Source organism: Rhodopila globiformis, from assembly GCF_002937115.1.
GTDB lineage: Bacteria > Pseudomonadota > Alphaproteobacteria > Acetobacterales > Acetobacteraceae > Rhodopila > Rhodopila globiformis.
In genome coordinates this window covers 1-11,013 of record NZ_NHRY01000219.1, presented here as the reverse complement: position 1 = coordinate 11,013, position 11,013 = coordinate 1, and the positions used below count along the sequence as shown (strand labels likewise).

Annotated in this window: 11 protein-coding genes and 1 pseudogene; 3 read left to right on the top strand and 9 right to left on the bottom strand. The window is 68.2% G+C overall.

All coding sequences use genetic code 11. The features are described from left to right. Window positions 1–53 precede the first annotated feature (53 nt). The 5 genes from CCS01_RS20605 to CCS01_RS20585 form a co-directional block, all read right to left on the bottom strand. Window positions 54–1,328: a metallophosphoesterase family protein gene (locus CCS01_RS20605; RefSeq protein ID WP_104520646.1), complete on the bottom strand. Its 1,275-nt coding sequence runs from the start codon at window positions 1,326–1,328 to the stop codon at window positions 54–56. 347 nt (window positions 1,329–1,675) lie between these two features. Next, window positions 1,676–2,257, bottom strand: a complete 582-nt coding sequence (locus CCS01_RS20600; protein WP_104520645.1) for a PqiC family protein — start codon at window positions 2,255–2,257, stop codon at window positions 1,676–1,678. Continuing rightward, window positions 2,254–3,222, bottom strand: coding sequence for an MlaD family protein (locus CCS01_RS20595; RefSeq protein WP_104520644.1), 969 nt, complete (start codon window positions 3,220–3,222; stop codon window positions 2,254–2,256). The genes CCS01_RS20600 and CCS01_RS20595 overlap by 4 nt, the downstream gene beginning before the upstream one ends. After that, window positions 3,219–4,025, bottom strand: coding sequence for an ABC transporter ATP-binding protein (locus CCS01_RS20590; protein WP_239992331.1), 807 nt, complete (start codon window positions 4,023–4,025; stop codon window positions 3,219–3,221). Before CCS01_RS20590 ends, CCS01_RS20595 begins: the two co-directional genes overlap by 4 nt. 19 nt (window positions 4,026–4,044) lie before the next feature. Next, window positions 4,045–5,097, bottom strand: a complete 1,053-nt coding sequence (locus tag CCS01_RS20585; protein ID WP_104520693.1) for an ABC transporter permease — start codon at window positions 5,095–5,097, stop codon at window positions 4,045–4,047. Window positions 5,098–5,642: 545 nt separating this feature from the next. Here CCS01_RS20585 and CCS01_RS20580 point away from each other — a divergent pair. Beyond that, entirely contained in the window at window positions 5,643–6,287 is a 645-nt protein-coding gene (locus CCS01_RS20580) for a hypothetical protein (protein WP_104520642.1), read from the top strand. Window positions 6,288–6,542: 255 nt separating this feature from the next. Here the strand turns inward: CCS01_RS20580 and CCS01_RS20575 are convergent, their stop codons facing one another. From CCS01_RS20575 to CCS01_RS20560, 4 genes are all read right to left on the bottom strand, one after another. Continuing rightward, window positions 6,543–7,262, bottom strand: coding sequence for a hypothetical protein (locus CCS01_RS20575; RefSeq protein ID WP_146101870.1), 720 nt, complete (start codon window positions 7,260–7,262; stop codon window positions 6,543–6,545). A gap of 71 nt (window positions 7,263–7,333) precedes the next feature. Beyond that, entirely contained in the window at window positions 7,334–7,867 is a 534-nt protein-coding gene (locus CCS01_RS20570; RefSeq protein WP_204848375.1) for a transposase, read from the bottom strand. Between the two features lie 861 nt (window positions 7,868–8,728). Next, window positions 8,729–9,262 carry an RNA 2',3'-cyclic phosphodiesterase gene (gene thpR, locus CCS01_RS20565; RefSeq protein WP_104520640.1) on the bottom strand — a complete coding sequence of 178 codons (534 nt, stop codon included), beginning with the start codon at window positions 9,260–9,262 and terminating at the stop codon, window positions 8,729–8,731. Between the two features lie 9 nt (window positions 9,263–9,271). Next, the gene (locus CCS01_RS20560; RefSeq protein WP_239992336.1) at window positions 9,272–9,853 is read right to left on the bottom strand and encodes an arylesterase; all 582 of its coding nucleotides are present in this window, start codon (window positions 9,851–9,853) and stop codon (window positions 9,272–9,274) included. Between the two features lie 124 nt (window positions 9,854–9,977). On the opposite strand from CCS01_RS20560, the gene CCS01_RS20555 reads away from it, so the two are divergent. Both CCS01_RS20555 and CCS01_RS35390 read left to right on the top strand, forming a co-directional pair. Then, window positions 9,978–10,646, top strand: coding sequence for an ABC transporter ATP-binding protein (locus CCS01_RS20555; RefSeq protein WP_456307613.1), 669 nt, complete (start codon window positions 9,978–9,980; stop codon window positions 10,644–10,646). Window positions 10,647–10,917: 271 nt separating this feature from the next. Beyond that, a pseudogene (locus tag CCS01_RS35390) lies at window positions 10,918–11,013 on the top strand (IS5/IS1182 family transposase); the annotation flags it as partial.

Sequence of the window (11,013 nt, the reverse complement as noted above, 5' to 3'; positions counted from 1 at the left end):
CCGCCATGACGAGGGGGTAGAGCGCACCGCCGGTGTCCTGATGGCCATCTGTCTTACCCCTCGGCGATGCGGGCCAGCAGCAGGTCGCGGGCGCGCTCGACCAGGTCCGCAGACACCGTTCCCTCCGCCGCCTGCATCACCGGATGCTCCTTGCCGAGCTCCTGCCGCGGCCAGGAGGCGTGGCCGAGCATCCTGTCGGCATAGGTCTTCAGCGCCGCGGCAAGCTGCGCCGGATCGATCGTTTCCAGGGCGCGCACCAGCCTGCCGGTCGCGTCCTCGCGCTCGCGCAGGGCGCTGGTGTCGATCATCGGCCTGGTGGCGAGGGTGATGGTTTCCGCCCAGATCGCGTCGGCTCCGGCCGCGGTCATCGCCTCGGCGCGCAGCCGCTCCCGCGCGCCGTGCAAATCGGCGCTGAAGGCGACATGCGCGGCGCAGGCGCCGGAGAGCACGATGCGGGTCGCCAGCAGGCGGCCACCGGCCTGCCGGCAGGCGTCCAGCAGCGCCGCGCGGGTCAGTTCCAGCGCGGCGTCCTCATCGGCGTCGTTCGGCAGGGTGACCTCGACGCGGTCCCAGCGGACGTCGTCCAGCACCAGCGGTTCGGCGGCGGTGATGCGGTCGTCCACCACGGTGACCAGGGTGGCGCCCTTGGAGCCGCGTTCGTTGATGTGCCGCCCCTGCAGGTTGCCGGAGAACACGATCCAGGGCGAGTCCGACAGCACCTCCCGCCGGTGGACATGGCCGAGCGCCCAGTACTGGTAGCCGTGGCCGCGCAACTGATCGACCGAGCACGGGGCATAGGTGTCGTGCCCGACCCGGCCGTCGATCGAGGTGTGCAGCAGGCCGATGTTGAACCGGTCCCTGTCGGCGGCGGGATATTCCTGCGCCATGTTGGTGGTTTCCGCCCGCGCGGCGAAGCTCTGGCCGTGGATCGACACCGGCAGGTGCTTCAGCCGGACGGTTTCCGGGCGGCGGGTGGACAGCAGCTGCGCCGTCTCGTGCGGCATGCGCAGGCGGCGGGTGATGATGCTCTCGGCGTCGTGGTTGCCGCGGATGGCGATGAACGGGATGCCGGCAGCGCACAGGCGGGCGATCTGCGCCACCAGGAACTGGCCGGTGCGCCAGTCCTGCCAGTCGCCATCATACAGGTCGCCGGCGGCGACGACGAAATCGACCTTCTCGCGCAGGGCGTAGTCCACCAGGTTGGTCAACGCCCGCCGCGTCGCCGAGCGGATGCGCTCGGCCGGCGCGTCCGGGTTCGCTTCCAGCCCGCGCAGCGGGCTGTCGAGGTGCAGGTCCGCGCAGTGCAGAAAACGGAACGTCGCCATCATGGTAGCGTTACATCCGCACCCGAGTCGGGACAAGGCGGGCGCGGGCTGGCGGGGCAAGTCGTCGCCCCATCGTCCATGGCGGGGCGCGTCCCCATGCGTATCAGGATTGAGACGATGGCTGGAGCAGGATTTGGCGCCGCGACCGTTCTCTCACCGTCATGACCGGGCGTGTCCCGGCCATCCACCCCCCACCGTTGAAGCGCAGATGGCCGGGACACGCCCGGCCATGACGGTGAGGGAGAAGCCCTTGCTCCGCCAGCTCACCTATCCTGACAGGCCTGGGCATGACGGTGAGGTACGTCGGCTGATCCCGATACCTGCAGGGCCTCACCGCTACCGGCAGGGCCTCACCGCCGCCGCGGCCGCCCGAGATCGATCGCCCCCGCCAGCCGATCAACCAACCCACCCACCAGCGCGACCACCTCCTGGTCCTTCGCCACCGGCCCGGTCGCCTCGAACCGCGCCCGGTCCCGCCGGATCGGCTGCTTTTCGTCGTGCGGCACGATCGTCCAGTCCGCTTCCAGCGTGGCGGTGCCGGCGGCGGTCACGTCAAGGCGGTCGATGTTGACCAGCAGCCGGTATGTCGGCGCCTCGGCCTGCGCCCGGTCGGTCACCAGCGCGTCCGGCCGCCGCGCCGCCAGACGCGCCGCCAGCCGGGCGGTGATGGCAACCGACAGGCGGCTCGTCCAGCGGCCCTTCTCGCTGCGGTGCAGGACGTCGCCGGTGCGATAGACGATGTCGGTGTTGTCGAGCTCCTCCGGCACGGTGACGCGCGGGATCTCGATCACCACCGGTTTGCTGCCCAGCGGCGCCGCGCCCGCCGCGGGGGGCGACACGGTCAGCGTGTACAGCGTCAGCGGCGGCCCGGCGCAGGACGCCAGCAGGGTTGCGACAGCGCCGCCCAGGAAGGCACGCACGGGAAGGATCATGGCCGGCGTCCGGTCAGCAGGAGTTGCGGGTTGCGCTCGATGTCGCCGGCAAAGCCGCGCAGCGAGGCCGCCGCGGCGGCGATGTCGCGCAGCGCCGCGTCCAGGTTGGTGCGGTCCGGCGCGCGGCTGGCGGTGGCGCGGCGGACCTCGCCCAGCAGGTCGCGGGCCTGCGTCATCGCCTGGTTGGTGGTCGCCAGCAGCGTCCGCAGTTCCGCCCCGCGCTGGTTCATCTGCGTGTCGGTCGAGGCGCTCAGCCGGCTGACGGCGGCCAGCGTCGTATCCATCCTGGCCTGCAGGTCCTTGATCGCCTGCGTCGCGGCCTGGACCATCTGCACCGACTGGTCCGAGGTCGTCTTCAGGCTCGCGACCAGCGGCGGCAGGTCCTTGTCCAGCTTTTCCGACAGGGTGCGCAGGCTCGCCAGCGTCTTGGTGGCGTCGTCCGCCAGTTCCCGCAGCGGCAGCTGGCTGAGCTGTTCCTTCGCCTTCTGGATGGTCGATTGCCGCGTCGGGATCTCCGGCAGCGTCGAGATGTCGGGGTGCAGGACCGGCTCCGACCCCGGATCGAAGTCGAGGTCGATCTGTGACTGTCCGGTGACGAAGCTCTGCACGTTCAGCTCGGCCCGCAGGCCGCGCTTGATCAGCTCGGGCAGGTCGAGCCCCGCCGTGCCGCTCGGCCGCTCGATCTTCGCCCGCTCGGGCTCGATCCGGACGATGACCGGGATCAGGGCAATGTTGTTCCTGGGGTCGAACTGGATGGCGATGCTCTCCACCGAGCCAATGGGCACGCCGCGGAATGTCACCGGCGAGCCGACGGACAGGCCGGCGATCGAGTCCTGGAACACGATCACCGCGCGGATCGCCGGATTGAAGATGTTGAACTTGCCGAAGAAGATCACCGCCCCCAGGGCGAGCAGCAGGCCGCCCAGCACGAAGGCGCCGACTGTGGCCTGTCCGCGCGCGCTCATTGGCTCACTCCCTTGGGGCTCGCCCCCGTGGCGGCCAGGGCTTCGGGACGTTCGCGCCGCATGAAAGCCTCCACTTGCGGGTCCGGACAGGTGTCGCGCAACGCGGCCGGTGCGCCATGCGCGATTGCCGTCCGCGTCTGCGCATCCAGAAATATGCCGTCGTCGGCGATGGCGAACAGGCTCGGCAGTTCGTGGCTGACGATGACGATGGTCGCGCCCAGCCCGTCGCGCAGGTTGAGGATCAGGTCGTCCAGCCGGCTGGAGGTGATCGGGTCGAGCCCGGCCGAGGGCTCGTCGAAGAACAGCACGTCCGGGTCCATCGCCAGCGCCCGCGCCAGGCCGGCGCGCTTCTTCATGCCGCCGCTGATGTCGGAGGGGAACTGGTCGATCGCGTGCTCCATGCCGACCAGCGCCAGCTTCAGTTCCACCAGGCGGCGGATGGCGGTGGCCGGCAGGCGGGTGAACATCTGCAGCGGCAGGGCGACGTTCTCGCCGACGGTCAGCGAGCTCCACAGCGCGCCGCTCTGGAACAGCACGCCGAAGCGGCGGCCGATGGCGGTGCGGCGGGCCTCGGACGCCGCCCAGTAGTCCTCGCTATCGACCAGGATGCGGCCGGCGCGCGGGCGCAGCAGACCAATCAGGGATTTCAGCACCGTGCTCTTGCCGCAGCCGCTGCCGCCCATCAGCGCGAAGATGCTGCCGCGGCGCACGTCGAACGACAGGTCGTGCTGGATCACCTTCGGGCCGAAGGCCAGCGTCACGTTCCTGACCGCCAGCAACGGCGCCTCGCCTCCCCTGTTCAATCGCGGATCGGCCATGGCTTCAGAAATCGAATATGGTGGCGATGACGGCGAACAGCGAGTCGAGCGCGATGACGCCGACGATGCCGGTGACCACCGCGCGGGTCGCCGCGGTGCCGACGTCGGCGGCGCTGCGCCCGGCCTTCAGGCCGATGCGGCAGCTGGTGACGCCGATGAAGATGGCGAAGGCGACGGTCTTGCCGAAGCCGAACAGGAACTGGCTGAACGGCACCGCGCCGAGGATCTGCTGGATGTAGCCGGCGGCGGTGACGTTCAGCATCGACACCGCCACCACGCCGCCGCCGATCATGCCGATCAGGCAGCCATAAAGGTAGAGCAGCGGCATCGTCAGGACCAGCGCCAGGATCGACGGCAGCAGGATGTAGTCCTCGGTCGGGATGCCGATGACCTGCAGCGCATCGATTTCCTCGTTGCCCTGCATGGTGGCGATGCGCGCGGCGTAGGCGCCGCCGGTACGGCCGGCCATGACGATGGCGGTGATGACGGCCGACATCTCGCGCACCAGAGCCAGGCCGACTAGGTTGGCGACGTAGATGTCGGCGGCGAAGCGCTGCAGCTGCACGGCGCCGACGAAGGCGAAGATGGCGCCGAGCAGGAAGTTCACCACGCCGATGATCGTCAGGGCGGCGGGTCCGGCGTCGCGGATGTTGTCGAGCAGGTCGACGGGCCGCATCCGCGCCCGGCCGATCAGCGCCAGGAATCCGCCCTTGGCGGTGCCGCCCAGCAGGGTGCTGAGCGTGCCGGTCTCGGCCAGCAGGTCGATGGTGGCGCCGCCGAGCCAGGCCAGCGGCTCGAACCGGCGGCGGGGCGGCGGGCCGGGTGGGGCGACGCGGCCGGGCAGCAGGCCCAGCAGGGTGCGCGCCGATGGCGGCAGGGTGTCGCCGGCGATGCCGATCCCGGCGGCCGTCGCCGTCCGCTTGGCATCCCATAGGAAGGCGACGAGGCCGCTGTCCCATTGGCCGACGCCGGAGATATCGAAGGCCAGGAGGTCGCCTTTCGCGATCCCGCGCAGCGCGTCCGGCGGGAATGGCGGCACGCGGCCGGACTGGGCCATCCAGTCGCCGCTCAGGGCAAGGACGGGGCGGCCGTTCGCCTGGTTCAGCTGCCAGGCTGGCGCCGATGCGGTCCGGGTTGCGGGTTCCAAGCGGTCCACGGGGGCATGCGTGTCAGAAACAAAACGGTTGTTGCCTGCGATTATGGATACAGTCAACCACCCTCGGTGGTCTCCGGAGGGCCTGATGGTGATCGAGGAGGGCCGGCGTGGGTGGGAAGCGGCCCTTGACCTTGCCGAAAGCATGGCGGTGCGGCGGCTGCCCGCGTCGGCGTGGTTCTCCGGGATTGAGACTGTGTGACAGGCGGCGGGACAGCGGGACAGGCCGCGCGCCCATGCCCGTTACGCCAGGGCCGGCCTGATCCGTTGCGTATCTGGATGGGTCGGACGGAGCAAGGTCTTCTCCGTCACCGTCATGACCGTGCACTGACGATGAGGGGGCGCCATCGTCCTGTCTCGACCGACCTGCCGTTTGCTGTAGTATTGTGGAATGCTGCTAAGAGTGCGGACGCCGTGAGCAACAACAACCGCAGAATGGGAGGAAAAATATGCACGCGACCGATTCAGCGCCTCGGCGAAATTTATTCGGCCGGCTGGCCGGTGCTTTCACAGTCGGAATGATCGGCCTGACGTCCGCTCACGCCGAGGCGGACACGGCGCAGGCTGACAACACGGACTGGCCAGGCAAGCTTACGGGGCGCCATCGGCAGTTGGTGGACGCTTATGGCATCAACGCCGGTTTCCCGCTGGCATACGCACTGACGTTCCTGCAAACCAACCCCGCACCGGGTTCAGCGACGTCGGTCGTCGTTCTGCGCCATATGGGGTTCCCCATCGCCCTCAACAGCGAAATCTGGGCAAAATACAAGGTCGGCGAGGCATTCCACATCGTCGATCCCGAGACCAAGGCGCCAGCAATGAAAAATCCCTTCCTGAACCCAAAGCCCGGCGTCCTGATTGTGGACGACATGGCGATTGACCGGCTACTCGGGAAGGGCGCGGTTTTCGGCGCATGCCATATGGCGCTCGTTTTCATGAGCAAGATGCTTGCCGGCAACGCCGGGCTGAGCGCGGACGAGGCGGCAAAGGAATGGACCGCGAACCTGGTGCCGGGCGTTTCGCTCATCCCGTCCGGCACCTGGGGCGTAAACCGCGCGCAGGAAGCCGGCTGCACCTATTGCGCCGGCGGCTGAAAGCCTGAAAGTCACTCGGCTACAGCAGACCGCAGGTTAGTTGGGACGCAGACGGCCTGTCTTCATCGTCATGGCCCGGCTTGTCCGGGCCACCTGTCGCGGCACACGTGCTGGAATAGGTGGCCCGGACAAGCCGGGCCATGACGCGTGAGGTGCGCCGTCGCCGTGTCTCAACGAACCTGCGGTCTGCTCTAGCTGGACGATTCCAAGGACCAACGCCAAATTTTACCTGGACTTTGGCGATCCCGATGCCTGTCAGGCGGCATAGGCCATAAGCTCCGCCAACCGCTCGCTGATCGGCCTCGGCTTTTGCGCGGTTCGCGGTCGCGACCGCCAGGTCGGATAATCATCCCGCCACAGGATCGGGCGCACCGCCTCTTCCGCGCACAGCCGCTGCCGGACGACGGCGAGGGCGTCGGCGAACGTCGGGTCCGGGTTCTTGTACCAGGCCGCGCCAAGCACCGGGAGCTTGCCGGCCCGCGCTGCCAGGTCACCGGCCCACAGCGTCACCAGCGAAAACAACCCGAGCAGCAGCGGCGTGGTGCGCTGGATCGCCAGATCCGACCACTGGCGCTGGGTCTCGATCCCGAGATGGCGTCGGGTTTCCGCGACGGTGACTTCCACGCCCTCCGCTGCCATTCCACGCGCGAACGCGCGCGGAACCTTGGACAGCGTCGCCCAGCGCATCGCGTACCACGTCAGGATCTCCAACGCCGTTCGCGCCGGGTCGGAGCAGACGAAGGCGCGCGTCTTGGGCGTCAGCTGCCGGGTGCCGAGCACACGCGAGCGGCCTTTCTGCCTGTCCTTGCGCGGCCGCGGCGGGTTGAAGAACCGCGCGTCCATCCGGCACCGCGCCACGCATACCGCGCGGTCCTTCAGTTTCTGGAAAATCGTCAGGCTGGCGAACGCGCCGTCCCCGACCATCACCAGCCGCCGGTGCGGCAACCAGCGGGCAATCAGGCGCATACCCAACATGGCCTTCTGCGGCACCGTCCGGTGCGGTCGCTGTCGCCTGGCATCGGCCCGTTCCGAGGGGCACAGAAGCGTCAGGAATGGCAAGCCCTCATCTGGCATTCCTTCGGCGTAGCCGATGGAACCTTGGCCAGCTTCGCCCAGGTGCGCCTGGCGAACCCGGGTTTGGCCAGCAGATGAAACGACAGCCAGCGCAAACCCTCGACCTTGACGAAGAAGCCGCGGCTGGAGCGCACCGGATCACGGTAGATGCCCTTGTCGCGGATCTTGTCGCCGCGCCTTCGCTCGATGCTGTCATCCACGCCAATCACCAGCGGCTGGCCGTCCGGCACGAACGCCTTCACCAACAGGCCAAGCAGGATCCTGGAGCCTTGCAGGCCTGACCAGGCTCCGCGCGAGAGGAAGCGGTGGAACCGGCTGAACCCCTGGTCCGACGCGCCATCCACCGCGCGCAGCGCCGCGCAGACGGTGCGGCGGTTCAGGCACAGCAACGCCCCCGTCGCCAGAGCCAACGCATTCAACCACGACGGCTGCGTGAACAGCGCCGCGAACGGCGCCAGCCAAATCTCCATCGCCCGGGCGTTCCCGGGCTGCGCAATCTTCGCCACGATCTGTTTCCCGTACGACCAACACAGGGGAAACGTCGTTCCTGCCTACAGGATCTCCTGAGCCCGGCACACGCAGCCAACTATCCGGACGCTTCCAAGCGGTCTGGAAAACGCCAAAGTCCAGGTAACGATAAGTTGTGATTTGGCTGGCAAATCCAGGTGGCTCTTGTTGGATTTCGGGGTGGTGAGACGCTTCACCGCCCATCCGGAACCCGGCAGGACCCTTGAAAACCGCAACCGAGCGCCCTGGCAACGATCGGCGCGCGGCCAACAGTACGTTCGGAGGTCCAGTTCACCACCGGCCCATCTGCGTTCATCTGCGTTCATTTGCGGGTCTTGCATCAGCGTGGCGGCGGGAGGGATGTTCCAACGCATGCGTGCTGCGCCAAAGCAGAAATGGAACCGCAGATGAACGCAGCTGAACGCAAATGCAGCGGGGCTGTTGCCGCAGCGGGGGCGCACGTCATCCGACAGGGCAGTGTCGTGGACCTTTTCAACACGGTTCTGGTTGGATTTCGCGGCCGTGGAACGCCTCACCCGACCACCCCGGAACCCGACAAGAGCCATCCGGGTTAGCTGCCGGTTCGAGATCCGATGCGCGTCCTCACGCGCACTTGCGGAACACGGACGGCAGAATCAGCTCACGTTCAAATATTTGTTGTTACTCCAAAAAACGGAATTCTTCGCCGCCCATCTGCAACCCGGCGCAAGGGACATAGATTTGTAGGCGCTTGCGATCGCGCGCCATTCGGCACCATATCGCGTGCGCTCAATAGTCATTGACCGCGCCTGCTCGGCTCGCAGCGATGTTGAACGTCTCCGCCTTGTGGGAATAACCCGACGTCCGGTCCCGGCAGCGAGCTACCCCAGCTCGTACTCCACCTCCGGCGTATAGACAGACGCCTCCTTCCCCAGCTGCGAGCTGAACAGCGTGAAGTGCTCGATCGGCAGCGGGTCCGCGCGGAACAGGTTGTGCGCCTGGACAAACGACACCAGCTTGCCCTCGGGCACGTTGTCCAGCCGTGCCAGCGTCACGTGCGGCTGGAACCGCCGCCGCTCGGGGTCCAGGCCGCAGCGCTGCAGCGCGATCTCGATCTTGTTCTGCAGGTGATCCAGCTGCGGGTTGCGCTCGACGCCGATCCACAGGGCGGTGCTGCGGCCGCCCTTGGTAAAGGTGCCGACACCGGCCAGCGTCAACGCGAACCCCCGCGCCCGCAGCCCGGCCAGGGCCATGTCGATGTCTTCCGCCTTATGGCCGGGAGTCTCGCCGATGAAGCGCAGGGTCAGGTGGTAATTCTCCGGCGGCACCCAGCGGGCGCCGGGCAGCCCGCCCGCCAGGGCCGACAGCCTCTCCCGCAGGACCCAGGGCAGATCGAGGGCGACAAACAGTCTCATCGGGCCACCTCATGCGGGTTTCGCTTCCGCCAGCAGTTGTTCCACAAGCGGCAGGAGTCGGGCAACGATCCGCCGCACGCCTTCCGGATTGGGATGCATCCGGTCCGCCTGGTTCAGATCGTCCACCGTCGCCACGCCTTTAAGGAAGAAGGGGTCGTACAGTACACCCGGCCGCTTCCCCAGGCGATCGAATACCGCGCGGAACGCCGCCTCGTAGTCCGGGCCGAGATTGGGCGGCGCATACATTCCCGTGAGCAGCACCGGGATGTGCCGGTCCGCCAGCGTGTCCAGGATGGCGGTCAGGTTCGCCTCCATTTCCTTCGGGTCCAGGCCACGCAGCCCGTCATTGGCGCCGAGTTCGACGATGGCCGCGTCCGCGCCGTCGGCCAGCACCCAGTCCAGCCGCGCCCGCCCGCCGGCGCTGGTGTCGCCCGAGACGGCGCCGTCGATAATGGTCACGTCGTGGCCGTGCGCCTTCAGCGCCTGCTGCAGCTGCGCCTCGAACCCCTGGTCATGCGGCAGACCGTAGCCGGCGGACAGCGAGTCGCCGAGCACCAGCAGCCGCGGCGCCGCCGCCCGGGCGGCCGGCATCGCTGCCACAACGGATAACACCATTGCAACCGCGCACCAGGCCTTTCGCCAATGCGCCGCGTGCCAATATAGTTTGCCAATGGATGCCATCCCGCCTTCTCCGTTCCCACCCGGCGTGCCACTTGTGCGGATCAGGGACCTGCACCTCACCGTGCCGTCCGCCGCCGGGCCGGTCAACATCTTACGTGGTGTCGGCCTGGACATCGCGAAGGGGGAGGCGGTCGGGCTGATCGGCCCCTCCGGCTCGGGCAAGACCAGCCTGCTGATGGTGCTGGCCGGACTGGAACGCGCCACCGCCGGCAGCGTTTCGCTGGCCGGACAGGAGATCACCGACCTCAATGAGGACGCCCTCGCCCGCCTGCGTCGCGCGCAGATCGGCATCGTGTTCCAGGCCTTCCACCTGATCCCGACCATGACCGCGCTGGAGAACGTCGCGGTGCCGCTGGAGCTGGCCGGCCTGCGCGACGCCGGCGGCCGGGCACGCGCCGCGCTGGACGCCGTCGGCCTCGGCCACCGCCTGACCCACCTGCCCGGCCAGTTGTCGGGCGGCGAGCAGCAGCGCGTCGCCCTGGCCCGCGCCTTCGCCCCGGAGCCGGCCCTGCTGCTGGCCGACGAGCCGACGGGCAACCTGGATCACGCCACCGGCCAGGCGGTGATCGACCTGCTGTTCGAACTGCGCCGGCGCACCGGGACGACGCTCCTGCTGATCACCCACGACCGCGACCTCGCGGCCCGCTGCGACCGCCAGGTGCATCTGTCGGACGGGCGGGTGGACGAGGCGGTGGCGGCGTGATGGGTGATGGTTGGCTTCTTCGCACCACGGCAGGTGTCGTATGTTTCAGCGTCGCGGCGGGCGCAGACTTTCCCGACGTCATGGCCGGCGAAGGCCCAATGCAGTTCATTTGAGCATTTTGGTGCGATATAGGGCGTGTCGTCAATTGGAGCCAGCCGAGTGAGTCTGGGCTGCAACAGTGCGGCGGAATCGTTGATCAACAAGCGGCTTCCCGATTCCAGCAGCCCCGGTTCTTCGATGCATAGGCAGTCAGCTTTGGAGAGGCTGACCGATGCATCGACATGCCTTGCGCGACGACCAGTGGGAGCGGATCAAGGACCATTTGCCGGGCCGTCCGGGGTCCGTTGGCGTGACCGCTGCGAACAAC

Coding starts and splice junctions, on each gene's coding strand:
- CCS01_RS20605 (WP_104520646.1), bottom strand. CDS start 1,328: ATGATGGCGACGTTCCGTTTTCTGCACTGCGCGGACCTGCACCTCGAC.
- CCS01_RS20600 (WP_104520645.1), bottom strand. CDS start 2,257: ATGATCCTTCCCGTGCGTGCCTTCCTGGGCGGCGCTGTCGCAACCCTG.
- CCS01_RS20595 (WP_104520644.1), bottom strand. CDS start 3,222: ATGAGCGCGCGCGGACAGGCCACAGTCGGCGCCTTCGTGCTGGGCGGC.
- CCS01_RS20585 (WP_104520693.1), bottom strand. CDS start 5,097: ATGGCCCAGTCCGGCCGCGTGCCGCCATTCCCGCCGGACGCGCTGCGC.
- CCS01_RS20580 (WP_104520642.1), top strand. CDS start 5,643: ATGCACGCGACCGATTCAGCGCCTCGGCGAAATTTATTCGGCCGGCTG.
- CCS01_RS20575 (WP_146101870.1), bottom strand. CDS start 7,262: ATGTTGGGTATGCGCCTGATTGCCCGCTGGTTGCCGCACCGGCGGCTG.
- thpR (WP_104520640.1), bottom strand. CDS start 9,262: ATGAGACTGTTTGTCGCCCTCGATCTGCCCTGGGTCCTGCGGGAGAGG.
- CCS01_RS20560 (WP_239992336.1), bottom strand. CDS start 9,853: ATGCCGGCCGCCCGGGCGGCGGCGCCGCGGCTGCTGGTGCTCGGCGAC.